Origin of the sequence: Burkholderia cenocepacia, assembly GCF_900446215.1 — a bacterium.
In the GTDB taxonomy this organism is placed as follows: Bacteria; Pseudomonadota; Gammaproteobacteria; order Burkholderiales; family Burkholderiaceae; genus Burkholderia; species Burkholderia cenocepacia.
Window position 1 is genome coordinate 359,995 of record NZ_UAQZ01000015.1, and the last position, 22,305, is coordinate 382,299.

A 22,305-nucleotide genomic window follows, 5' to 3' on the forward strand; every position below is an offset into this window, starting at 1 on the left:
ATCCACTCGCGTTCGCGTTACTTCGCGACGACGACCGGAATCCCCTTCAGCATCCCCGCGCCCTTCATCTCGTCGAGCGCGTGCTGCACGGCCGCGCTCGTCGCCGCGTCGATGCCGAGCTGCAACGCGAGCTCGCGTTCCGCGCGCTTCACGCCGGCCAGGTTGCGCACCTTCACGTGACCGAAGCCGCGCACGCGGGCGTGCAGGTCGGCCAGTTGCGCGACCTGCGTCGCATTGCCGGGGGTCATCGCGGCGAACGCGCGCGTGAGCGTGGTCTCGTAGTCGTCGGCCAGCGCGCGCTCCATCTTGCGCTCGACGGTGCGGCCGAACGGATCGAGCCACGTGCCGCGCAGGCTGCGCACGCGCGCCAGTAGGCCGAGCACCGGCCACATCCACTGGCCGAACACGCGCTTCTTCGGCGTGCTGCCGTCGCTGCCGGCCTTCGCGACCGTCGGCGGCGCGAGGTTGAACTTCACGCGGTACGCCTGGCCCGGCACGCCTTCGAACTGCGCTTCGAGCGCGGTGCGGAACGCGTCGTCCGTGTACAGCCGCGCGACTTCGTATTCGTCCTTCACCGCGAGCAGCCGGTAGAACGTCGTCGCGACCGCGCGCGTCAGCGTGTCGTCGCCCTTCGCGCGCGCCGCACTCACCAGCGCCCGGTAGCGCTCGACGTAGCGCGCGCCGCCGTAGGCGTCGAGGCGCGCCTCGCGATCGGCGATCAGCTCGGCGAGCGTCTCCGGCGCGGCATGGACGGCCACCACATGGCGCGCGTTCCACAACGCGTCGAGGCCCGCCGCGTCGCCGGCCGCCATCCGGCCGATCGAGAACGCGAGCTTGTTCATCGGCACCGCGACGTTGTTCAGCTCGATCGCGCGCATCATCGCGGCGAGCGACACCGGCACGAGGCCGAGCTGCCATGCGTAGCCGAGCATCAGGATGTTCGCGCCGATCGAATCGCCGAGGAACTTCGCCGCGAGCGCCTGCGCGTCGCAGCTCGACAGGTAGCCGTCGCCGGCCGCGTGGCGCATCTTCTCGAGCAGTGCGTCCGCATGCAGGTTCGCGTCGGGGTTCTGCACGAACGACGCGTTCGGGATCCGGTGCGTGTTGACGACGATCCGCGAACGCTCGTGACGCACCGTCTGCAGCGCCTCGGCGCTCGCGCCGACCACCATGTCGCATGCGAGCAGCACGTCGGCCTGCTGCGTGTCGATGCGCACCTGGTTCAGCCAGCGGTCGCTCGACGCGATCCGCACGAACGACAGCACCGAGCCGCCCTTCTGCGCGAAGCCCATGAAGTCGAGCACCGACGCGCTCTTGCCTTCGAGATGCGCGGCCATGCTGATCAGCGCGCCGACCGTCACGACGCCGGTGCCGCCCACGCCCGTCACGAGCATGTCGAACGGCGCGGCATCCAGATGCGTCGCCGGCACCGGCAGCGCGTCGACGCGCGCGGCGAGCGCCGCTTCGTCGAACGCGGCGCCGGCGGCCTTCTTCAGCGCCGCGCCTTCGACCGTCACGAAGCTCGGGCAGAAGCCGTTCACGCACGAATAGTCCTTGTTGCACGACGACTGGTCGATGCGGCGCTTGCGGCCGAGCGGCGTCTCGAGCGGCTCGACCGACAGGCAGTTCGACTGCACGCCGCAGTCGCCGCAGCCTTCGCAGACCGCGTCGTTGATGAACAGGCGCTTGTCCGGGTCGGGGAATTCGCCTTTCTTGCGGCGGCGGCGCTTCTCGGCCGCGCAGGTCTGGTCGTAGATCAGCACGGTGACGCCCGGCGTCTCGCGCAATTCGCGCTGCACCGCATCGAGTTCGCTGCGGTGATGGAACGTCGTGCCCGTCGGGAACTGCCCGTGATGGCCGTCGTACTTCTCCGGTTCGTCGGACACCACGACGAAGCGCGACACGCCTTCCGCCTCGACCTGCCGCGCGATCTGCGGCACCGAGATGCTGCCGTCGACCGGCTGGCCGCCCGTCATCGCGACCGCGTCGTTGTAGAGGATCTTGTACGTGATGTTCGCTTTCGCGGCGACCGCCTGGCGGATCGCGAGGATGCCCGAGTGGAAGTAGGTGCCGTCGCCGAGGTTCTGGAACACGTGCTTCGTGTTCGTGAACATCGCGTGTGCGGCCCAGTCGACGCCCTCGCCGCCCATCTGGATCAGGCCCGTCGTGTCGCGCTCCATCCACGACGCCATGAAGTGGCAGCCGATGCCGGCCTGCGCGATCGAGCCTTCGGGCACCTTCGTCGACGTGTTGTGCGGACAGCCCGAGCAGAAGTACGGCGTGCGCTTCACCGCGTCGGCCTCGTTCGACAGGATCTGCGGCGCGACGAGATCGACGACGCGCTCGCGGCGGTCGAGCGCCGGCTTGTGCCGCGCGAGCCAGTCGGCGAACACCGGCAGGATGCGCGACGGGCGCAGCTCGCCCAGCTCCGACAGCAGGCACCCGCCGGCCGCGTCGTGCTTGCCGAGCACGCGCGGGCGCGCGCCTTCGGTGCGGTTGTACAGGTAGTCCTTGATCTGCTGCTCGATGACCGGGCCCTTCTCCTCGATCACCAGCACTTCGGCCAGCCCGTCGACGAAGGTCTCGAGCCGCGTCATTTCGAGCGGATACGACAGGCCGACCTTGTAGATCCGCACGCCGGCCGCGTCGAGATCGGCGACCGTCAGGTCGAGGCGGCGCAACGCCTCCATCAGGTCGAGGTGCGCCTTGCCGCAGGTGACGATGCCGACGTTCGCGTGGGTGCTCGGCGCGATCCATTTGTCGATGCTGTTGGCGCGCGCGAAATGGCGGACCGCGTCGAGCTTCGCGGCGAGGCGCGCCTCGATCGTGAGGCTCGGCAGGTCGGGCCAGCGGTTGTGCAGGCCGCCCGCCGGCGGCGTGAAGCCGGCCGGCGCCGGCCAGCGCGTCTGCAACGCATCGAGGTCGACGGTGGAGCCCGACTCGACCGTTTCCGAGATCGCCTTGAAGCCGACCCACGCGCCCGAGTAGCGCGACAGCGCCCAGCCGTACAGGCCGAATTCGAGCATGTCGGCGATGTTCGACGGGTTCACGACCGGCATGTGCCACGCCATCATCGCGAAGTCGCTCTGGTGCGGCATCGACGACGACACGCAGCCATGGTCGTCGCCCGCGACGACCAGCACGCCGCCGTGCGGCGACGAACCGTACGCGTTGCCGTGCTTCAGCGCGTCGCCCGCGCGATCGACGCCCGGGCCCTTGCCGTACCACATCGCATACACGCCCTCGACCGTGCGCTCGGGGTCGGCCTCGACCCGCTGCGTGCCGAGCACGGCCGTGCCGCCGAGTTCCTCGTTGATCGCCGGCAGGAAGCGCACGCCACTGGTGTCGAGCAGTTTCTTCGCCTTCCACAGCTGCTGGTCGACCATGCCGAGCGGCGAGCCGCGATAGCCGCTGACGAAACCGGCCGTGTTGAGCCCCTGTTCGGTGTCGACCGTGCGCTGCATCAGCAGCAGGCGAATCAGCGCCTGCGTGCCGGTCAGGAAGATCCGGCCGCGCGTCGCGGTCAGGTTGTCGGTCAGGCGGTAGTCGGACAGGGCAGGCGTGCCGTCGACGGGCAGGCGGGCGGTCATGAGGGGATGTCTCCGGATTGTGCTGTTCTGGGCCGTGCGCGGCGGAGCGTCGGATGACGCGCGGGTGCCGGCAGCGAATGGCTCTATTTTTTCGCGCGCCGGCGAGAATGTTTTTTCTCATCTTGCGCGGACCGGCCCGTGGCGAGAAAAACTGCGCAGCTTTTTGCCGTGATTTGAGAGAGTTTTCGCGCGGGTGGCGGGAGCGTGACGGGCGGCGCGTCAGGGCGGTCGAGTGGTTCGGCAGAAAAGCCGGTGCGTGCCGCAACGCTCGCCGCCAGCCGGGTGGAGGGCGCTCGAACCCCGAGCGGCAAGGGTTTCAGCGGCATCGGGACGTCACGCTCACCGTCGAAATGCACAGCGTTCCGATTGGTCGGTGGCGGCGGATGTCCACAACGACGCGTCCTTCGGCCGGTCGGGCAAGCGCGCTCACCGTTCGATTGCACAGCGTTTCGAGTGGCGTCGGGGGCGGGATGTCCACCTCCGGAATCGGCATGCAGAGCGCTCGGAGGCCGACGCTCACCGTTGAAATTCACAGCGCGGCGAGTCGGTTTGTGGGCGGATATCCACATTGGAGCCTGCGCATTTCGTCGCTCGGCTGCTCGCCCTCACCGGTCGGATACACAGGCGCGCGAGTACGTCCGTCCGGCGGACGGTCGCGCCGGAATACGCCGGTCGAGGGACTATCGCTTCACCCTCACCGTTGAAATACACAGGACTTCGAGTGGTTGCCGCGACAGTTTTCCACGCCCGGACCAGCATTGCGCGCCGGCCTGGCGCGCACCCTCACCGTCGAAAAACACAGCGCTTCGAGTGGTCCCGGGAACCGGATATCCACATGGACGAATGTGCCTGGATCGACAGAGGATGCACGCGTCGAAACCCATCGGCGACCGGCAATCCGTACCGGAAGCAGCACCGCGCCCGACGAAGCCCCGATGCTCACCGTCGAAAGTCACAGTGGCGAGAGTCGTTTCGGCGGCCGGATATCCACACGGGAATGCGTAGACGCCTCGCTCGCAACCTCGCGTCCAGGCGTGACACGGACGGTGCTTCGCGTGGCTTCATCGGTCGAGCGGCTGCTTCTTCGCGCGCTGCGCGCAGATCACGGGCCCAGATTCACCATTGGGTTACACGATGCGTCGAGTCCCGCGAACAGGCGAAGACGCGCACCGAAACCCGCATGTTGCGAACCACGCGCCGGCGCTCACCGTTAGAATGCACAGCCCTTCGATTGGGGCCGGAGCCGGATGCATACGTCCCCGGGCACGTATGCGGCGGTTACGCGCTCGCGACAGTCGGCTAGAATGCGCGGCGCGCCGAACCGCGGCAAACGGCGCGAAACCCGCGCCGGTGCAGGCGCCCCGCGTGATCGGGCGCGACACTCACCATCGAATTTCACAGCGTTTCGCTTCGTCTTGCCGCGAGTTGTCCACAACCTGCGTCATCTATCGCGCCGCATCCGGTCACCCTCACCTGTGAAAACCACAGCGCGCCGAGTCGTTTCGCGGCGCGGATATCCACAACCCGTACGCGACCGGATTTTCATCCGCCGTTCGGCGGATGCGTGGTTGGACGAAAGCAGCGGAAAGCCCGGAGGGCTTGTCCGGGCGGCCTCGGCGGCACGCTCACCGTTCAGATGCACAGCGTTTCGAGTGGCTGGGGCGACGGGTTGTCCACATCCGTTCGACGACGCCTCACCGCACCCGCACGCGCGCCCGGACGACGTTATTCGGCAATCGACCGGATGACCTTCGCCGGATTGCCGCCGACCAGCGTATTCGGCGGCACGTCCCGGGTGACGACGGCCGCTGCCGCGACGACCGCGTTCTCGCCGATCGTCACGCCGCCGATGATCGTCGCGCCCGCGCCGATCCACACGTTGCGTTCGATCACGATCGGCTTCGCGACCACGCCATCGCGCCGCCGCGAAGGTTCGACCGGATGACCGGACGTGATCAGGCTGACGTTCGGGCCGATCATCACGTCGTCGCCGATCTCGAGTCCGCCCAGATCGTAGAACGTGCAGTTCTGGTTGACGAACACGTTGTGCCGAGCTTCATGCCGGTGCCGCCGGTCGCATGAAACGGCGGGATCAGCACGAAGCCGTCGTCGGCCTGCGTGCCGATCAGTTCACCGAACAATGCGCGCACGTCGGCCGCATCGTCGAACGTCAGGCGGTTGAGCCGCGCGGTGATCGCCATCGCCCGTCTGACCTCGGCCACCATGGCCGCCGATTCGGGCGTTCTGCGCGGAACGAACGTGGTGCGATCGTCGTTTGTCATGCGTGACTTGTCTCCTCGTTATTGCGGCGGTACGTGGCGCGTTTCCGGTCCCAGCCGGACGATCGCGTTGCAATATGCGCGGGTACGGCGGAATGCGGCCGGGCGCATCGTAACGATGCGGATTTGCGTTGAAAGCTATCGATTTTTATAACTAGTTTATAAATAACTAGTCATTCATTGAACTCCCGTTGCCGAAGGCTTCACGAGGCATTTCGCCCGGTTCACCCGTGCTCCCGCGCACCGAATCAGGCACACGCAACCGACCGGCGCCCATGGCCGGGTTCCTCTGTCCGAACCTCCCGCGCTCGGGTACGCTTGAGCATCCACCGGATCGACAGCAGCACCCAAACGCGGAGGCGCGATGAAGCTCTACTACTGGCCGAAGACCCGGGCATTCCGGGCGCTGTGGATGCTCGAGGAACTCGGTGTGGTGTACGAACTCGTGCCGATCGACCTGCGCTCGCACGAGCAGGGCAGCGATGCGTTCGTGCAAGTCAACCCGATGGCCAAGCTGCCCGCGCTCGACGACGGCAGCGCGCCGTTCGCCGAATCGGGCGCCGTGCTGCTCTATCTCGCCGACCGTTGCCCGGGCGCCGGGCTCGGCGTCGCGCCCGACGATCCGCTGCGCGGCCGTTTCCTTCAGTGGATGTTCTTCACACCGACCTGTCTCGAACCGGCGATGGCCGAGAAATTCACCGGCGCGTCCGGCAATCCGGTCGCGTTCGGCTGGGGCAACATCGCGCGCGTGCAGCGCGCGCTCGCGCAAGCGCTCGCCCACAGCCGCTGGCTCGTCGGCGACCGCTTCACCGCGGCCGACCTGCTGCTGGCCAGCACGCTGAAGATCGCGTTCGACGCACATCTGCTGCCGCACGAAGGCGTGCTCGGCGACTACGTCGCGCGCGCCGAGGACCGCGACGCGTTCCGCCGCGCGGTCGCGATCGAACAGCGCGAAGCGGCGCGTCTGCTGCACGCGTGACGCCCGAACGGGCGGCGCCCCGCCGCCCTCGATCACGCCTGCGCGGCCGGCCCCGGCGATGACGCGTCCGCGTCGATCACCACGCCCGGCGAACCACGCTCGTCCGTGTCGACGTCGATCGGCACGACTTCGTGAAAATGCGTGTAATCGATGTGCGTGATGCCGTCCTCGTCGTGCATCAGGTCGACATAGCGGTGGCGCCAGCGGATCTCGCCATGCGCCCACGCATGACGCGCCTGCATGACCTGCGCGGTAGTCTCGTCCGAGCCCTCGATCGTGATCAGCAATTGCGCGTCGCGCGCGGCGAGCGATTCGGGCGTCTCGCCGAACAGCGCGCTCGACTCGTCGATCACGTGCATCAGGTTCCAGCCGAGCAGGAAGATCGGATGCTCGCTGCGCACGAGCGGCAGGTCGTGAATCTTGCGCAGCGAGTAGCCCTCGTGCGTGCCTTCGACGCGCATCAGCCGCAGTTTCGCCTGCGCCTCGGCAATCACGTTCTGGCGGGCATTCGCGGCGCGCACCATCAGCGTCATCCGGCCGTTCAGCGGCCGCACGATCGCGTAGCGCGCGAACAGGATCTTCGCCTGCGGCCGCGAAAACCGCGCGAACACGAGCCCGGTGGCCAGCGCGATGCCCGACATCCCGACGAAAATCTCAAACGTCGCGACGAGGTGCGCATAGACCGTCTGCGGATGCATGTCGCCGTAGCCGACGGTCGCGAGCGTCTCGACGCTGAAGAAGAACGCGCCGCCGAAGCCCGCCGGCGACTGGTTCGCGATCGGCGCATGGCCGAGCAGATAGAGCGTCGCGAAGCCGCCGTTGAGCAGCAGGAACAGCACCGCGAGCGACAGGAAGAACACCGGCCAGCTCACCGTCAGCGCGCGATGGTAGAAGTCGCGCCAGCCGAGCGGCGGCATCCCGTACGCGATCACCGGGCGGGTGCCCGACCAGATCTTGCGGCCACGGCCGCGGGAGGCTGGGGAGGACGAATCGACGTTCATCGCGCGGCGCCGGTTGCAGGGAGGCGATGAGCGTAGCACGCGCGGCGGCGGCCGGGAATGCGGGCCGGCTCGGAACGGAAATCCGCCGCGCAGGCACAAAAAAAGCCGGCCGCGGGAGCGGCCGGCTGCGTCGTCATGCGAGCGCGCGCGTCGTGCGCGCCGCACTCACTTCCGGTCGACGATCACCTGGTCGAACGTGCCGCCGTCGGCGAAATGGGTCTTCTGCGCGTTCGCCCAGCTGCCGAAGACCTGCTCGACGCTGAACGTCTTCAGCGCCTTGAACTCGGCCGCATGCTTCTTCAGCACGGCCGCGTCGCGCGGGCGCAGATGGTGCTGCGCGATGATCTCCTGCGCTTCCGGCGTGTACAGGTAATCCAGATACGCCTGCGCGACCTTGCGCGTGCCTTTCTTGTCGACCACCTTGTCGACGACGGCGACGGGCGGCTCCGCGAGGATGCTCGCCGACGGATACACCGCGTCGAATTGCGCGCCCGATGCGCCCGTGTCCATCAGCGCGACCTCGTTCTCGAACGTGACGAGCACGTCGCCGATGCCGCGCTGCGTGAACGTCGTCGTCGCGCCGCGGCCGCCCGAATCGAGCACCGGCACGTTGCGGAAGATCGCCTTCTCGAAGTCGAGCGCCTGCTGGTCGGTCGCACCCTTCTGCTTCTGGAAGCCCCATGCGGCGAGATACGCATAGCGGCCGTTGCCCGACGTCTTCGGGTTCGCGATGATCACCTGGACGCCCGGCTTCGCGAGATCGCTCCAGTCCTTGATCGCCTTCGGGTTGCCCTTGCGCACGAGGAACACCATCGTCGTCGAGTACGGCGAGCTGTTGTCCGGGAAGCGTGCGCGCCAGTCCTTCGGCAGCAACTGGCCGCGCTCGGCGAGCAGGTCGATGTCGTTCGGCTGGTTCATCGTCACGACGTCGGCCTGCAGCCCCTGCAGCACCGACAGCGCCTGTGCGCTCGATGCGCCGTGCGACTGCTTGATCGTGACCGTCTCGCCGGTCTTCTGCTTGTAGGCGGCGGCAAAGCTCGCGTTGATGTCCTTGTACAACTCGCGCGTCACGTCGTACGACACGTTCAGGATCGACGTGTCCGCGTGCGCGGCCGTCGCCGCCACGACCAGCGCCGCCGCCGCGCCCGTGTGCAGCCAGCGGCCGATCCCCTTGATGCTTGCCATCGTGATATGCCCCGTTTCCAGTGGTGGTGAATGTGCGTGACCGCACGCGTACGCGCTGTCATCGAAACGTAAGCGGGCATTCTAGCGGCCGGGCGCGGCGCGCTTTCCAATCAGTCGTGGAAAGCAAATCTCGAATCCTGCTAAGCGTCGGCCGGGGCTCGCGCGCGCCGCCGCTCCGGTGTTAAGATCGCCGCTCAGCCCATTCACGGTTCATCCATGTCCGCTACCCTGCGCTCGCCCTCGATCCTCGCCGCCGTCGCGGCAGGTGCGCGCGCGGCCGGGCTGAAACTGAAAAAACGACTCCTCGACTGACGGGGGCGTCGCGTCCCGTCAGGCGAATGCCGGACGGGATGCCCGCAGGTCGTTTCATTCTCCTTGCACGCACGCCTCGCTCCGGCACGCCGCCGGCGGAACGGTTCCTTCCCACTCCGTTTCCACCCTGAGGTTTTGCATGAACACACGTTTCGAAGGTATCTGGCTGCCGATCATCACGCCGTTCCACCACGGCGAGGTCGACCATGCGGCGCTCGCGCGGCTTGCGCGCCACTATGCGGCCGCGGGCATCGCGGGTTTCGTCGCGGGTGCGACGACCGGCGAAGGCGTGCTGCTCGACGCGCGCGAACAGGACGCGGTGTTCGCGACGCTGCGCGACGCGGCGCCCGGGCTGCCGATCGTCGTCGGGCTGACCGCGAGCGCGACGCATTTCGCGGCCGCCCGCGCACGGGAACTCGCGGCGCTGCGCCCGGACGGGCTGCTCGTCACGCCGCCCGTCTACGTGCGGCCGACCCAGGACGGCATCCGCCGCCATGTCGAGGCGATCGTCGACGCGGCCGACCTGCCGGTGCTCGTCTACAACATCCCGTACCGCACCGGCGTGAACGTCGAACTGGACACGCTGCAGGCGCTCGCCCGCGATCCGCGCGTCGCGGGCATCAAGGAATGCGGCGGCACGCTCGACCGGATGAGCCGGCTGGTGCACGACACGCCGCTCGCGATCCTGTCCGGCGACGACAACCAGAACTTCGCGGCGATGTGCGCGGGCGCGCACGGCGCGATCGCGAGCAGCGCGCACGTGCTGCCCGACTGGCATGTGCGGATTCACGCATGGCTGCGCGACGGGCGGCTCGCCGATGCGCGGCGCCTGTCGGTCGCGCTGCAGCCGCTTGTCGCGGCGCTGTTCGCGGAACCGAACCCGGCGCCGGTGAAGGCCGTGCTCGCCGCGCAAGAGTGGTGCGAGGACGGATTGCGGCTGCCGTTCGTGCCGGCGAGCGAAGGGTTGCGAGCACGGTTGGACGCGCTTTGCGCGGCGCTCGAAGCAATCGAGCCGGACGTCGCCACGGCATAGGCCGCTAAGCCACGCATGGCGCTGGCGGCAGATGAATCCCGCCCCGACGGATTATTTCAAACTGTCAAAACCAGGGACCGGTCATACCGAGCCAGATGCGCGTCGGCCGTCACAAGCCGAAGGGGTTCATGTCGCGCCTGCGCGACCAGCAATCGATCGAAAGGATCGCGATGGTGATGAGGCAAATCGCGCACCGCGGCTCCATGTACGGCGCGAACCGGTAACTCGCGAATCCCGCTTGCGCTGATTGCGCGGATCAGCTCGCCAACGTCGATGTCGAGCTTCCCAAGGCCGGCCTTGATGGCGGCCTCCCAGATGCTCGCGCTGCTGACGAAGCGTTCGTCAGCAGCCGAGATCAGTCTGCGCGCACGCGTGCTGAGCCTCGGATCGTTGGTCGCGATCCACAGGAAGATGTGCGTATCGAGCAACAGGCGCATCACCGTCCTTCGAAAGCATCCAGCAGATAATCGGGCAGCGGCGCATCGAAGTCGTCCGCGATCCGGACCTGTCCCTGCAGGACCCCGAACCGAACGGGTAGCGAGGCAGGCGCGGACTGATCGGCGGGTTCCCCGTCACTGCGGATCGAACCATCCGTCCGATGCGCAGGATCGATCGCGCCGGCACCGGGAACATTCGCTTTTTGCATGATGACCTCCGTTTCAGATGATCATCACTGTAGTCAGGTTCGCCCGATCGATCCATTCGGCCAATCGGCAGAGGGGCTGTCGGATAACCGGCAGTGACCATCGCGAACGTGTCGTCAGGCCGCCAACGCCGCGCCTTCCGCCCCCGTCGCCCCCCGCACCGCCTGCGTCACGATCCGCGCAAGCCGGTCGACCGTCGGCGTCGCCGACGACGTGCGCCGCAGCAGGATCAGCGGCAGGCCAGGCAGCGCCGGCAGCCCGCACGACGCCGCATCGAGCACGCGCACCGACGCGGGCAGCCCGTAATGCGAGCGCACCGTCAGCCCGAGGCCGGCCGCCGCGGCCGCCCATAGCCCGGCCAGGCTCGGCGTCGTGAACGCGACGCGCCACGGCACCCCCGCGCGGTCGAGCGCATCGGTCGCCGCGCCGAAGAACCGGCACGGCCGGTCGAACACGACGAGCGGCAACGGCTCGCCCGTCGCGTGCACGGCGCGACCGCCGGTTTCGTCGACACGGCCCGTCACACCGGCATCCCCGCCGCCATCCGGCACACCGGCACCACCACCCGCCGCCGCGCCGATCCATTGCATCGGTACCTGCGCGATCGCTTCGCTGTCGATCCCCGCCCGCGACACGAGCGCCGCCGACGCCGGATCGCCCCACACGAGCGCCAGATCGAGCTGGTTCGCGTCGAGCCGGTCGAGCAGATCGGCGTTGCGCGCCACGCGCGCCTCGATCTTCACTTTCGGATGCGCACGCGCGAACCGCCCGAGCACGTCGGGCAGGATCGCTTCGCCGAAATCCTCCTGCAACCCGACGCGCACCCAGCCGTCGAGATTCACGCCACGCACGGCCGCGGCCGCTTCGTCGTTCAGCTCGATCATCCGCCGCGCGTAGTGCAGCATCGCGTTGCCGGCGTCGGTCAGCGCGAGCCCGCGTCCGGCCTTCACGAACAACGGCGTGCCGGCCTGCTCCTCGAGCTTGCGGATCTGCGCGCTCACCGCCGACGACGAGCGCGCGACGCGGTCGGCCGCCTTGGCGAAACTGCCGAGATCCACGCCCGCGACGAGGCTGCGCAGCGCCGCGACATCGAAGTTGGGCCGCGCCAGCGCGGCATCGGCCCCCGCGAGCGGCTCGCCGCCGTCGCGCGGCAGGTCTTGTCCAGGCATTTCAACCATCCTGTTTCATCGAACGATTCATCAAAAACTTTCCGATTTTCAGGATGAATGTAGGCCGCCAGACTGTGGACGTCAACTTCGAACCGGGCCTGCCGTCATGGACACTTCGTGCATCGTTTCTCCTGCTTCGCCAGCCCGCGACGTGCGCGGGCCGGCCCATCGCTGGCGCGTGCTGGCCGCCGGCGTCGCCGCGAACATGAGCTTTTCGGCCGCCGCGGCCGGCATTCCGACCACGGCCGTGTGGATGCGCTCGGCCTATCACCTCGACAATGGCGCGCTCGGCCTCGTGCTCGGCGCGCTCGGCTTCGGCGTCGCGCTGTCCGAGCTGCCGTGGGGCATCGCCGCCGACCGCTTCGGCGACCGCCGCGTGCTGCTGACCGGGCTCGTCGCGACGGCCGCGATGCTCGCGCTGATGGTGGGCACGGTCGTCCCGACCGCGCACGCGGCGCCGCCGCTGATGCGGGTCGTCGCGGCCATGTGCTGCGTCGGCCTGCTCGGCGGCAGCGTCAACGGCTCGAGCGGACGCGCGGTGATGCGCTGGTTCGGCGAGCGCGAACGCGGGCTCGCGATGAGCATCCGCCAGACGGCCGTGCCGCTCGGCGGCGGCCTCGGCGCGGCGCTGCTGCCGTCGCTCGCGTCGCATGCCGGCTTCGCCGCGGTGTTCGGGGCGCTGATGCTGCTGTGCGCGGGATCGGCCGCACTCACCTGGCGCTGGCTGCACGAACCGCCTGCCGAGCCGGCCGCGGCGCCCGTCGCGACGCGCCGCATCGCCCAACGGCCACCGACCGCCGGCCACGCGCGCAACCCGCTCGCGAGCGGCCCCGTGTGGCGCATCGTGCTCGGCATCGGCCTGCTGTGCGCGCCGCAATTCGCGGTGCTCACGTTCGCGACAGTGTTCCTGCACGACTTCGGCCGGCTCGGCCTGTCCGGCATCAGCGCGGCGATGGTCGCGCTGCAGCTCGGCGCGATGGTGATGCGGGTGTGGAGCGGCCGCCATACCGACCGGCACGGCAATCGACGCGCGTACCTGCGCGGCTCCGTGTTCGTCGCGGCCGGGTCGTTCACGCTGCTCGCGGCGGCGACGGCCGGCAGCCCGCATGTGCCGCTCGCCGCGATCGTCGCGATTCTGGTGTTCGCCGGCATCTGCGTGTCGGCGTGGCATGGCGTCGCGTACACGGAGCTCGCGACGCTCGCGGGCGCGAACCACGCGGGCACCGCGCTCGGGATGGCGAACACGATCGTCTACCTCGGACTGTTCGCGACGCCGCTCGCGATTCCGCCGCTGCTCGCCGCGAGTTCGTGGAGCGTGGTGTGGCTCGCGGCCGCGCTGGTCGCGGGCGCGACCTATCCGCTGTTCGCGGCGAAATAACCGCCGCCCGTTTCACTCGGACGTCGCGGCAAGGACCCGCGACGCCCGCTCCCCCGTCAGGCCGCCTCGCGCGCCAGCGCGCGCCGCGCGGCCGGCCGTTCGGCCTCGCGCTGCGCATGAGCGGTCCATGCTGGATGCCGCGTCATGTCGAGCCCGATCGCGACGCCCCAGCGATACAGCACGAGCAGGAACGGATCGACGATCGAATGCGCGCCCGGCTCGGCCCACGTGCGCCCGTCGGCCAGCAGGGCTTCGATCGACGCGTTCGCGGCCTCGATCGTGCCGCGCCCATGCGCGCTGATCGCGCCGTGCAGCGCCGGATCGTCGATGAAGCGCCCCGGCCGCCACAGCGCGCCATAGCCGACGCCGTGCACCCAGCCGACCAGCCACGCGAGCCATTCGTGGCAGCGCGCCTCGCGCAGCGGATCGTCGAGCGGCAGCAGTTGCGCGTCCGGATAGCGGCGCGCGAGATACGTGAGGATCGCCGGCGTTTCGGTCAACACGCGCGGCTCGCCCGGAATCGCGAGCACGGGCACGCGCGCCTTCGGGTTGATCGCGAGATAGCGCGCTTCGAGGTTCTGCTGTTCGCGCACGGACACGATTTCGACGTCGAACGGCGCGCCGGTTTCCTCCAGCGCGATGTGGGCGGCAAGCGAGCAGGCGCCCGGCGAAAGGTAGAGACGATAGGCGTTCATGGCGGTGTGGCCCGATGGGGCTGTGGAAGACGGAACCGAGTGTAGGAACGCGTACCGATACGCGGCAAACGATGAATTGTCGTGCTCGGACATTAGTGTTACTAATACCCGTATGCGACGCATCCACCTCCCTCCGCTGCAGACGCTGCGTGCGTTCGAAACCGCCGTGCGGCTGCAGAGCTTCACGCGCGCGGCCGACGAACTCGCGCTCACGCAAGGCGCGGTCAGCCAGCACATCCGCGCGCTCGAGGCGCAGCTCGGCTATCCGCTGTTCACGCGCGAGCGCAACGGTGCGACGCCGACGCACGCCGCGCACGCGCTCGCGCTGCAGGTCCGCCAGGGCCTGAGCGTGCTCGAACGCGCGTTCGAACCCGCGCTGGCGGTGCGCCGCCGCCCGCGCACCTGCGACGTGACGCTGAACGTGAGCGTGCTGCCGAGCGTCGCCGAGCGCTGGCTCGCGCCGCGCCTGCCGCGCTTCTCCGCCGCGCATCCGCACATCTCGATCGTGCTCCATCCGGACGTGGCGCTCGCGCCGCTGCGCAAGCGCGACCGCATCGACGTCGCGCTGCGCTACGGGCCCGGCACCTGGCCCGGCGTCGTCGCCGAGAAGCTGATGAATGAGACGATCTTTCCGGTCGCGAGCCCCGCGTACCGCAATCGCGACGGCATCGCCCCGCGCACGCCGGCCGACCTCGTCCGCGCGACGCTGCTGCGCCATCCCGCGCAACCGTGGGAACCGTGGTTCCAGGCCGCGCGGCTCGACCTCACCGAATCCGCGCGCGCGCCCCGTTTCACCGATACGAACGCGCTGATCGACGCGGCGCGGCAAGGCCGCGGCGTCGCGCTCGCGCGCCGCTCGCTGATCGAGCCCGAACTCGCGGACGGCACGCTCGTGCGCGTGTCGACGGTGCGCATTGCCGACGTGTATGCGCACTACGTCGTATGGCGCCCCGGCCATCCGCACGAAGCGGCGATCCGCACCTGGCTCGACTGGCTGCGCAGCGAAGTGCGGCGCAGGACGCCGCGACGCTGACGTCGCGGCTCACGCACGCGTCGGCATCGCCACCTTGTCGAGCGTGATCGGCAAGTCGCGCACCCGCACGCCGGTTGCGTGATAAACCGCATTGGCGATCGCGGCCGGCACGCCGGTGATGCCGATCTCGCCGATGCCGCGAATGCCGAGCGGATTGAAATGCGTGTCGCTTTCGTCGACGAAACTCACGTCGAGCGCGCCGATGTCCGCGTTCACGGGCACGTGATATTCGGCAAGATTCGCGTTCGTGAAGCGGCCGTGGCGCACGTCGAGATGCGAACCCTCCTCGAGCGCGGTACCCAGTCCCCATACCATTCCGCCGATCAACTGGCTGCGCGCGGTCTTCGCGTTGAGCAGACGCCCGACGCTGTACACGCCGACGATGCGCGGGACGCGGATCGTGCCGAGCTCCGCGTCCACGCGCACTTCCGCGAACACCGCGCCGAACGAATGAGACGCGTAGCGCGACTTCTCGTCGCCCGGCTTCGTCGTCGCCTGCGCGTCGATCGGTCGACCGCCCGCGCGCGCGAGCACCGCCGCGGCCGGATCGCGCCGCGACGGCGCGCCGCGATGCACGATCCAGCCGTTGTCGACCGTCACGTCATCGGCCGCGGCGCCGTGCAGCGGCGACCCCGGATCGGCGATCGCCAGCGCGATCAGCTTCGCGCGCGCCTGCCACGCGGCCTCGCGCACGGCCGGCGCCACGCTCGCCGCCGACTGCGAGCCGCCCGATACCGGCGCGCGCGGCAGGCTGGAATCGCCGAGCACGAAGCGCACGTTCCGCGGCGCGAAACCGAGCGCATCGGCCGCGACCTGGGTCATCACGGTGTAAGTGCCGGTGCCGATGTCCTGCGTGCCCGACGCGACTTCGGCCGTGCCGTCCGGCAAGATCCGCGCACGCGCCGACGCCTCGCTGCGGTTCGCCGGATACGTGGCGGCCGCCATCCCGAGGCCGATCAGCGTGTCGCCGTCGCGCATCGTGCGCGGCGCGCCGGCTCGGCGCGACCAACCGAAGCGCTGCGCGCCGACGCGGTAGCATTCGCGCAGCGCGTTGCTCGACCATGGCTTGCCGTCCTGCGGATCGACTTCCGCGTAATTCGCGAGCCGCAGCGCGACCGGATCCATGCCGAGCCGCCACGCAAGCTCGTCCATCGCCGATTCCAGCGCGAACGAGCCGGACGCCTCGCCGGGCGCGCGCATGAACGTCGGCGTGCCGACGTTCAGCGACACGATCCGGTGCGTGGTCGCGTGGTTCGGCACCGCGTACAGGATGCGCGACGGCATCCCGCAGGTCTCCATCCAGTCCTCGAACGTCGACGTGGTGGCGATCGTGTCGTGGCGCATCGCCGTCAACGTCCCGTCCTGGCGCGCGGCCAGCACGATGCGCTGCTCGGTGAACGGCCGCCCGCCGACCGGGCCGAACATCTGCGGCCGCGTCAGCGCGAGCCGAACCGGGCGCCCGACCTGTTTCGCCGCCATCGCGCACAACGACACGTGCGACCACGACGAACCCTTGCAGCCGAAGCCGCCGCCGAGGAACGGCGAAATCACGCGCACCTGCTCCGGTGCGATGCCGAAGACCGCGGCCACCGCCGCGCTCGTGCCCGACACGCCCTGCGTCGCATCGTGCAGCGTGAGCATCGGGCCGTCCCAGCGCGCCATCGTCGCGTGCGGCTCGATCGGGTTGTGGTGCTGCATCGGCGTCGTATAGGTTGCGTCGATGCGCACCGCGCCTTCGCGCAGGCCGGCATCGAGGTCGCCGCGCTGCGTGTCCATCGCACGCCCCTGCTGTTTCGGCGGCACGCGCGCGCCGTGCTTCGCCTGCGCGAAATCGAGCACGGCCTCGCTCGCGCGATAGCGCACCTGCACGGCGTTCGCGGCGTCGGTCGCCTGCTCGAGCGTCTCGGCGACGACGACCGCGACGGGCTCGTTGCTGTAGCGCACCGTGTCGTCCTGCAACAACGTGAGCCGGCGCCCGGCGGGCGGCGACAGCGGCGGCCGGCCGCCGTCGGGCAACCGCATCGCGTTCTCGTGCGTGATCACGATCAGCACGCCCGGCATCGCGCGGGCGCGCGCCGCATCGATCGATTCGATGCGCCCGGATGCGATCGTGCTCGTCACGAGCACCGCGTGCGCGAGCCGCGCATCGGCAAACTCGGCCGCGTAGTGCGCGCCGCCCGTCACCTTGAGTACGCCGTCGACACGGTCGAGCGGCTGTCCCGTCAACGTGTTCATGCGACACCTCCCGTCGTGGCGGCTGCCGTTGCGACCGCACGGACGATCGCCCGCTGCGCGAGCGCGACCTTGAATCCATTGCCGTCGAGCGGCCGCGCATCGCGCAACGCCAGCGCGGCCGCCTCGCGCAGCGTCGCGTCGGTTGGCGTGCGGCCCGCGAGATGCGCTTCCGCCTCCAGCGCCCGCAACGGCTTGTGGGCGACGCCGCCCAGCGCGATCCGCGCGTCGGCAACGTGCGGGCCGTCCATCCGCAAGGCGGCCGCGACCGACACCAGCGCGAACGCGTAGCTCGCGCGATCCCGCACTTTCAGATAGTGCGCATGGTCGGCGAAGCGCGGCGGCGGCAAGTCCACCGCGGTGATCAGCTCGCCCGGTTCGAGCGTCGTGTCGAGATCGGGACGATCGCCCGGCAAGCGGTGAAACGACGCGATCGGAATCTGCCGTGCGCCGCGCGGGCCGCTCACCTGCACGACGGCGTCGAGCGCGGCGAGCGCGACGCTCATGTCCGACGGGTTCACCGCCACGCAGTGCGGACTGGCGCCGAGGATCGCGTGCATCCGGTTGTGGCCGCCGATCGCCGCGCAGCCGCTGCCCGGCGCGCGCTTGTTGCACTGCGCGAACGCGGGATCGTAGAAATACGGGCAGCGGGTGCGCTGCATCAGGTTGCCGCCGACGGTCGCCATGTTGCGCAATTGCGCGGACGCCCCGGCGAGCAGCGCCTGCGACAGCAGCGGATAGCCGGCGCGCAGGCGCGGATGATCGGCCGCATCGCTGTTGCGCACGAGCGCACCGATGCGCATACCGCCGCCGGGCAACGCATCGACCGTATCGAGGCCCGCGATCCGCGTGATGTCGATGAGCGTGACGGGCCGCGCGACGCCGCCCTTCATCAGGTCGAGCAGGTTCGTGCCGCCGCCGATGAAGGCCGTGCCGGGCCGCTGCGCCGCGTGCACGGCGCCGGCGACGTCGGTCGCGCGCTCGTAGGAGATCGCTTCCATTGCGGTGCCCTCCGTCGGCTAGCCGTGCGCCGCATGCGCGGCGCGCACGGCGGCGACGATGTTCGGGTACGCGCCGCACCGGCACAGGTTGCCGCTCATGCGCTCGCGGATCTCGTCGTCGGACAGGCGCGCGGGGCGACGCCGCACGTCGTCGGTGGCGGCGCTCCCGGCGCCGGCCGCGAACTCGTCGAGCAGCGCGGTCGCGGAGCAGAGCTGGCCGGACGTGCAGTAGCCGCACTGGAACGCATCGTATTCGACGAACGCGCGCTGCACCGGGCTCAGCACGCCGTCGCGCGCCAGCCCTTCGACGGTCGTGATCCGCTCGCCTTCGTGCATCACCGCGAGCGTCAGGCACGCGTTGATGCGCCGCCCGTCGACGAGCACCGTGCACGCGCCGCACTGCCCGCGATCGCAGCCCTTCTTCGTGCCCGTGAGGCCGGCGTATTCGCGCAGCGCGTCGAGCAGCGTGACGCGCGGTTCGAGCTGCAGCGTGTACGCGCGCCCGTTGATGTCGAGACGCACGGGCTGCGCCGGCGCCGTATCGCGGCGCGGCGCGGCCGGCTGCGCTGCCGCGTGCGGCGGCTGCGAATGAACGTGCGATGCGGCGCTGACGGTCGCGGCAGCCGCCGCGGATTGCAGGAAGCGGCGCCGCGCGGCGCTGGACGGCGTATCGTGCGGCAACGGCGGCGCCACGGGATGGCCGGGCCCGAGCGGCGACGGGGCGGCATCGCGCGCCGGTTCGGCGGACGGAGAATCGGATCGATCGCTGGACATGGCTTGTGCTCGCTCCATGGTGGAGGGACGCGGATGTGCCGCTCGTGCCCGGATGGCAGCGCAGTCGGCACGCGGATCGGCAAACGAGCAATTCCGGTGCCGCGACACCGCGGGAAGCCGCGCCTCTGCAGCGTGCCGGCGCCGGGCCGCGGCGCGCACATGCGATCGCCAGGCTGGGGCGCCCGAGATCGCGCGTTCATGACGCCACGCTGGCGCGCGGCTGGCAATTCACTGACGAAGCGGCAATAACGCCCGGTTTTCGGGCGAAACCGGCCGCCCGTCGATCGCAAGTTGCCGGTCGCATCGCCAATGGCGCGCATGGCGGCCGCTTCGCGGTGGCCGGGTTGGGAAGTTGCGCGCCGTGTAAATGCGCGCAGCATCCGCGTCTGCTGGAAAATTCCGCCATGCGTGCAGGCGGATCGCCGCGAAGGCGCGCGGTCGGCCTGACGAAAACATGTCGCGATCGCGCCCCGATCGCCAACGATTCACCGAAACGTCGCATCGCGGCGGCATACTCGAAAACGTTTCCCGATCAGCCTGCCAGGAGAGAGAAGTCATGCGTCGCGTTTCCGTCGCCGTCGTTCTGTGTGCCGCCGTATTCGTCGCCGCCTGCAGCGACGACGCACCGCCCGACGCTCACGCGACCGACGCCGCGCCGCAGGCCGGCGCATCGAGCGGCGCCGCCAGCGCGTTCAACAGCGACGCGCCCGCGAACGCCGCCGCATCCGATGCCGCGCCGCTCGCGCCGCCCGTCGTGCACTACCCGCCCGATGACGACGACGATGCGAAGCCCGCCACGAACGCGGCCGCATCGAGCGCCGCCGCCTCGTCGCCGGGTTGATTCCTTCGTAACCTGACAGGAGTCGGCACCGCTCGCGCAGAGCAGCAGGCGCTCGTGCGGAGGCGTGACGGGTATGACGTGACGGTTGGGTGGACGGCGGCGCAAACGGCACGTTCGCGCGCCGCTTCGCGAGCCACATCGAGAACGGCCGGCCGAGCGATTCAGCGCCGGCCGGCGTCAGGCCGGCGCGTCATGGGCGCGACGGTGCCGCATGCCGCGGCAGCCGCCGCGCAGCCTGCCCGTCAGACCGCGTGCGCGAGCGCGCGATCGACGAGCGCGGCCTCGAAGCCGTCGTCCGCGTCGCGAAAGCGCAGCGGCGCCGCGCAATGCACCAGCGTGTCGATGAAGTATTTCGCGCGCGGCCACGGCCCGAAGCCGGCTGCGGTGTTGATGTGCCCGGCGTCGCCGAGGTTCACGAACGCGCTGCCCAGGCGCTGCGCGAGCGTGCGCGCATCGGCGAGCGGCATCCACGGATCGGTCTCGCTGCCGATCACGATCGACGGCACCGCGAGCCGGCGCGCGTCGAACGGCCCGGCAAACGTGAATTTCTTCGGGCTGGCCGGCGCGACGAACAGCACGCCCGCAACATCGCCCACGTGCGGCCACTGCGCGAGCGCATGCGCGGCCGCGAGGCAGCCGAAGCTGTGCGCGGCGAGCACGAACGGGCCGCGCTCGCGATCGAGCAGCGCGCGCACCGATTGCGCCCAGCCCGCGAGATCGGGCGCATCCCAGTCGTGCTGCTCGACGCGCAACGAGCGCGGGAACTGCCGCTCGAGCCAGGTCTGCCAGTGGGCGCCTTCGCTGCCGTGCAGGCCCGGAACGGTGACGAGCCGCGGCGGCCACGCCGATTTGCTGCATGCGCGCATGATTGCCCTCGCTTGCTTGAAGACGAGGTTCGATTGTGGCGCCGGGTACGCGGCGACCGAACCAATATTTTGTGCTTTGCTTTTGCACGACCGGTGGCGCGGTGGCGGCCGGTGGCCGCGTGACGGCGGCCCGCACCGGCCGCGCCGTCCCGCACGACGGCGCGATGTGCCGCGAAACCGTAGAATGTGGGCTTCCCGTCAGCTTCACACGGAACCGGTCCCCGCGCCGACGCGCCGGACCGCTCGTCAGGAGACGCCCGATGTCCGCTACGTCCGCCGGTGCGCTGCACCCGGCTTCGCTTGCCGTTCCCGCGGCGCGCCTTGCCGGCGCGCGCGCCCTCACGCAATGAAGATCCTGTTCTACTCGCCGCATCAGGAAGCCGGCGCATGGCGCGACGAGATCGCGCGTGCGCTGCCGGAAGCCGAACTGCGCGCGTGGCAGCCGGGCGATACGGCTGCCGCCAACTACGCGCTCGTGTGGCGCCCGCCGCGCGAGTTGTTCGCGCCGCGCGACGGCCTGCGCGCGATCTTCAACCTCGGCGCGGGTGTCGATGCGCTGCTCGCGCTCGACCGCGCGCATCCGGGCACGCTGCCCGCGCACGTGCCGCTGGTGCGGCTCGAGGATTCGGGCATGGCGCAGCAGATGGTCGAATACGTGACGCACGCGGTGCTGCGCTACCTGCGCCGTTTCGACGAATACGACCTGCAGCAGCGCGAGCGCCGCTGGCAGCCGCTCGAGCCGCATGCGCGCGCGAACTTCACCGTCGCGGTCCTCGGGCTCGGCGTGCTCGGCGCCGAGGTCGCCCGCGCGCTCGCCGCCCTCGGCGTGCCGGTGCGCGGCTACAGCCGCAGCGCGAAGCAGCTCGACGGCGTCACGACCTTCGCCGGCGACGGCGCGTTCGACGCGTGCATCGACGGCGCGAAGGTGCTCGTCAACCTGCTGCCGAGCACGCGCGACACCGACGGCATCCTGTCGTCGCGCGCATTCGCGCGACTCGCGCCCGGCGCGTACGTCGTCAACGTCGCGCGCGGCGCGCATCTCGTCGAAGCCGACCTGCTCGACGCGCTCGCGAGCGGCCAGGTCGCCGCGGCCACGCTCGACGTGTTCCAGCACGAACCGCTGCCGGACGACCATCCGTTCTGGCGTACGCCGCGCATCACGATCACGCCGCACAGCTCGGCCGAGACGCTGCGCGCGGAAGCCGTCGAGCAGATCGCCGGCAAGATCCGCGCGTTCGAGCGCGGCGCGCCCGTCAGCGGCATCGTCGACTACGCGCGCGGCTACTGAATTCC

The 22,305-nt window shown here is 70.0% G+C and carries 18 protein-coding genes and 1 pseudogene; 6 read left to right on the forward strand and 13 right to left on the reverse strand.

Translation table 11 applies throughout. The features are described 5' to 3' along the window. Window positions 1-17: 17 nt before the first annotated feature. Both DTA15_RS31380 and DTA15_RS31385 read right to left on the reverse strand, forming a co-directional pair. Window positions 18-3,590, reverse strand: coding sequence for an indolepyruvate ferredoxin oxidoreductase family protein (locus DTA15_RS31380; protein ID WP_006484073.1), 3,573 nt, complete (start codon window positions 3,588-3,590; stop codon window positions 18-20). 1,725 nt (window positions 3,591-5,315) lie between these two features. After that, window positions 5,316-5,872 (reverse strand): annotated as a pseudogene (locus tag DTA15_RS31385) (DapH/DapD/GlmU-related protein). Between the two features lie 361 nt (window positions 5,873-6,233). On the opposite strand from DTA15_RS31385, the gene DTA15_RS31390 reads away from it, so the two are divergent. Continuing rightward, window positions 6,234-6,848 carry a glutathione S-transferase family protein gene (locus tag DTA15_RS31390; protein ID WP_006484065.1) on the forward strand — a complete coding sequence of 205 codons (615 nt, stop codon included), beginning with the start codon at window positions 6,234-6,236 and terminating at the stop codon, window positions 6,846-6,848. 32 nt (window positions 6,849-6,880) lie between these two features. Here DTA15_RS31390 and DTA15_RS31395 read toward each other — a convergent pair whose 3' ends face one another. Then, a complete protein-coding gene (locus DTA15_RS31395) occupies window positions 6,881-7,849 on the reverse strand; it encodes an ion channel (protein WP_006484077.1) in 969 nt (322 codons plus the stop codon). Between the two features lie 165 nt (window positions 7,850-8,014). Continuing rightward, complete coding sequence (locus tag DTA15_RS31400; protein WP_006484066.1) at window positions 8,015-9,034, reverse strand: sulfate ABC transporter substrate-binding protein; 1,020 nt, start codon at window positions 9,032-9,034, stop codon at window positions 8,015-8,017. Window positions 9,035-9,485: 451 nt separating this feature from the next. Here DTA15_RS31400 and dapA point away from each other — a divergent pair, with 451 nt between their 5' ends. Continuing rightward, window positions 9,486-10,379 carry a 4-hydroxy-tetrahydrodipicolinate synthase gene (dapA, locus tag DTA15_RS31410; protein WP_006484064.1) on the forward strand — a complete coding sequence of 298 codons (894 nt, stop codon included), beginning with the start codon at window positions 9,486-9,488 and terminating at the stop codon, window positions 10,377-10,379. Window positions 10,380-10,435: 56 nt separating this feature from the next. Here the strand turns inward: dapA and DTA15_RS31415 are convergent, their stop codons facing one another. The 3 genes from DTA15_RS31415 to DTA15_RS31425 all read right to left on the reverse strand — a co-directional run bounded on the left by DTA15_RS31415 (window position 10,436) and on the right by DTA15_RS31425 (window position 12,192). Next, the gene (locus DTA15_RS31415) at window positions 10,436-10,816 is read right to left on the reverse strand and encodes a type II toxin-antitoxin system VapC family toxin (RefSeq protein ID WP_006484069.1); all 381 of its coding nucleotides are present in this window, start codon (window positions 10,814-10,816) and stop codon (window positions 10,436-10,438) included. Next, entirely contained in the window at window positions 10,816-11,025 is a 210-nt protein-coding gene (locus DTA15_RS31420) for a hypothetical protein (RefSeq protein WP_006484075.1), read from the reverse strand. The genes DTA15_RS31415 and DTA15_RS31420 overlap by 1 nt, the downstream gene beginning before the upstream one ends. Window positions 11,026-11,139: 114 nt before the next feature. Then, a complete protein-coding gene (locus tag DTA15_RS31425; RefSeq protein ID WP_034178329.1) occupies window positions 11,140-12,192 on the reverse strand; it encodes a LysR substrate-binding domain-containing protein in 1,053 nt (350 codons plus the stop codon). A gap of 106 nt (window positions 12,193-12,298) precedes the next feature. On the opposite strand from DTA15_RS31425, the gene DTA15_RS31430 reads away from it, so the two are divergent. Continuing rightward, a complete protein-coding gene (locus tag DTA15_RS31430; RefSeq protein ID WP_012492366.1) occupies window positions 12,299-13,570 on the forward strand; it encodes an MFS transporter in 1,272 nt (423 codons plus the stop codon). A 56-nt stretch (window positions 13,571-13,626) separates the two neighbouring features. Here DTA15_RS31430 and DTA15_RS31435 read toward each other — a convergent pair whose 3' ends face one another. After that, window positions 13,627-14,265 carry a glutathione S-transferase family protein gene (locus DTA15_RS31435; protein ID WP_006493377.1) on the reverse strand — a complete coding sequence of 213 codons (639 nt, stop codon included), beginning with the start codon at window positions 14,263-14,265 and terminating at the stop codon, window positions 13,627-13,629. A 112-nt stretch (window positions 14,266-14,377) separates the two neighbouring features. Between DTA15_RS31435 and DTA15_RS31440 the strand changes: the two genes are divergently transcribed. Next, the gene (locus DTA15_RS31440) at window positions 14,378-15,298 is read left to right on the forward strand and encodes a LysR substrate-binding domain-containing protein (protein ID WP_006483397.1); all 921 of its coding nucleotides are present in this window, start codon (window positions 14,378-14,380) and stop codon (window positions 15,296-15,298) included. Window positions 15,299-15,307: 9 nt separating this feature from the next. On the opposite strand, the gene DTA15_RS31445 is transcribed toward DTA15_RS31440, so the two are convergent. From DTA15_RS31445 to DTA15_RS38760, 4 genes are all read right to left on the reverse strand, one after another. Next, window positions 15,308-17,533, reverse strand: coding sequence for a xanthine dehydrogenase family protein molybdopterin-binding subunit (locus DTA15_RS31445; RefSeq protein WP_006493375.1), 2,226 nt, complete (start codon window positions 17,531-17,533; stop codon window positions 15,308-15,310). Continuing rightward, complete coding sequence (locus tag DTA15_RS31450) at window positions 17,530-18,531, reverse strand: FAD binding domain-containing protein (protein ID WP_006488653.1); 1,002 nt, start codon at window positions 18,529-18,531, stop codon at window positions 17,530-17,532. Before DTA15_RS31450 ends, DTA15_RS31445 begins: the two co-directional genes overlap by 4 nt. An 18-nt stretch (window positions 18,532-18,549) precedes the next feature. Then, entirely contained in the window at window positions 18,550-19,305 is a 756-nt protein-coding gene (locus DTA15_RS31455; RefSeq protein WP_006488645.1) for a (2Fe-2S)-binding protein, read from the reverse strand. Between the two features lie 228 nt (window positions 19,306-19,533). Beyond that, window positions 19,534-19,863 carry a hypothetical protein gene (locus DTA15_RS38760; RefSeq protein WP_127837591.1) on the reverse strand — a complete coding sequence of 110 codons (330 nt, stop codon included), beginning with the start codon at window positions 19,861-19,863 and terminating at the stop codon, window positions 19,534-19,536. Between DTA15_RS38760 and DTA15_RS31465 the strand changes: the two genes are divergently transcribed. Continuing rightward, window positions 19,862-20,146, forward strand: a complete 285-nt coding sequence (locus tag DTA15_RS31465) for a hypothetical protein (protein WP_006493376.1) — start codon at window positions 19,862-19,864, stop codon at window positions 20,144-20,146. The two genes, DTA15_RS38760 and DTA15_RS31465, sit on opposite strands and share 2 nt — an antisense overlap. Before the next feature lie 242 nt (window positions 20,147-20,388). On the opposite strand, the gene DTA15_RS31470 is transcribed toward DTA15_RS31465, so the two are convergent. Further along, window positions 20,389-21,012, reverse strand: a complete 624-nt coding sequence (locus DTA15_RS31470; protein WP_006488647.1) for an RBBP9/YdeN family alpha/beta hydrolase — start codon at window positions 21,010-21,012, stop codon at window positions 20,389-20,391. A gap of 346 nt (window positions 21,013-21,358) precedes the next feature. Between DTA15_RS31470 and DTA15_RS31475 the strand changes: the two genes are divergently transcribed. Next, on the forward strand, window positions 21,359-22,300 hold the full coding sequence (locus DTA15_RS31475) for a 2-hydroxyacid dehydrogenase (protein ID WP_006488638.1): 942 nt from the start codon (window positions 21,359-21,361) through the stop codon (window positions 22,298-22,300). Window positions 22,301-22,305 lie beyond the last annotated feature (5 nt).

Bases quoted from the DNA above. Each gene is read 5' to 3' on its own strand.
- DTA15_RS31380 (WP_006484073.1), bottom strand. From the start codon at position 3,590: ATGACCGCCCGCCTGCCCGTCGACGGCACGCCTGCCCTGTCCGACTAC.
- DTA15_RS31390 (WP_006484065.1), top strand. From the start codon at position 6,234: ATGAAGCTCTACTACTGGCCGAAGACCCGGGCATTCCGGGCGCTGTGG.
- DTA15_RS31395 (WP_006484077.1), bottom strand. From the start codon at position 7,849: ATGAACGTCGATTCGTCCTCCCCAGCCTCCCGCGGCCGTGGCCGCAAG.
- DTA15_RS31400 (WP_006484066.1), bottom strand. From the start codon at position 9,034: ATGGCAAGCATCAAGGGGATCGGCCGCTGGCTGCACACGGGCGCGGCG.
- dapA (WP_006484064.1), top strand. From the start codon at position 9,486: ATGAACACACGTTTCGAAGGTATCTGGCTGCCGATCATCACGCCGTTC.
- DTA15_RS31415 (WP_006484069.1), bottom strand. From the start codon at position 10,816: ATGCGCCTGTTGCTCGATACGCACATCTTCCTGTGGATCGCGACCAAC.
- DTA15_RS31420 (WP_006484075.1), bottom strand. From the start codon at position 11,025: ATGCAAAAAGCGAATGTTCCCGGTGCCGGCGCGATCGATCCTGCGCAT.
- DTA15_RS31425 (WP_034178329.1), bottom strand. From the start codon at position 12,192: ATGCCTGGACAAGACCTGCCGCGCGACGGCGGCGAGCCGCTCGCGGGG.
- DTA15_RS31430 (WP_012492366.1), top strand. From the start codon at position 12,299: ATGGACACTTCGTGCATCGTTTCTCCTGCTTCGCCAGCCCGCGACGTG.
- DTA15_RS31435 (WP_006493377.1), bottom strand. From the start codon at position 14,265: ATGAACGCCTATCGTCTCTACCTTTCGCCGGGCGCCTGCTCGCTTGCC.
- DTA15_RS31440 (WP_006483397.1), top strand. From the start codon at position 14,378: ATGCGACGCATCCACCTCCCTCCGCTGCAGACGCTGCGTGCGTTCGAA.
- DTA15_RS31445 (WP_006493375.1), bottom strand. From the start codon at position 17,533: ATGAACACGTTGACGGGACAGCCGCTCGACCGTGTCGACGGCGTACTC.
- DTA15_RS31450 (WP_006488653.1), bottom strand. From the start codon at position 18,531: ATGGAAGCGATCTCCTACGAGCGCGCGACCGACGTCGCCGGCGCCGTG.
- DTA15_RS31455 (WP_006488645.1), bottom strand. From the start codon at position 19,305: ATGTCCAGCGATCGATCCGATTCTCCGTCCGCCGAACCGGCGCGCGAT.
- DTA15_RS31465 (WP_006493376.1), top strand. From the start codon at position 19,862: ATGCGTCGCGTTTCCGTCGCCGTCGTTCTGTGTGCCGCCGTATTCGTC.
- DTA15_RS38760 (WP_127837591.1), bottom strand. From the start codon at position 19,863: ATGACTTCTCTCTCCTGGCAGGCTGATCGGGAAACGTTTTCGAGTATG.
- DTA15_RS31470 (WP_006488647.1), bottom strand. From the start codon at position 21,012: ATGCGCGCATGCAGCAAATCGGCGTGGCCGCCGCGGCTCGTCACCGTT.
- DTA15_RS31475 (WP_006488638.1), top strand. From the start codon at position 21,359: ATGAAGATCCTGTTCTACTCGCCGCATCAGGAAGCCGGCGCATGGCGC.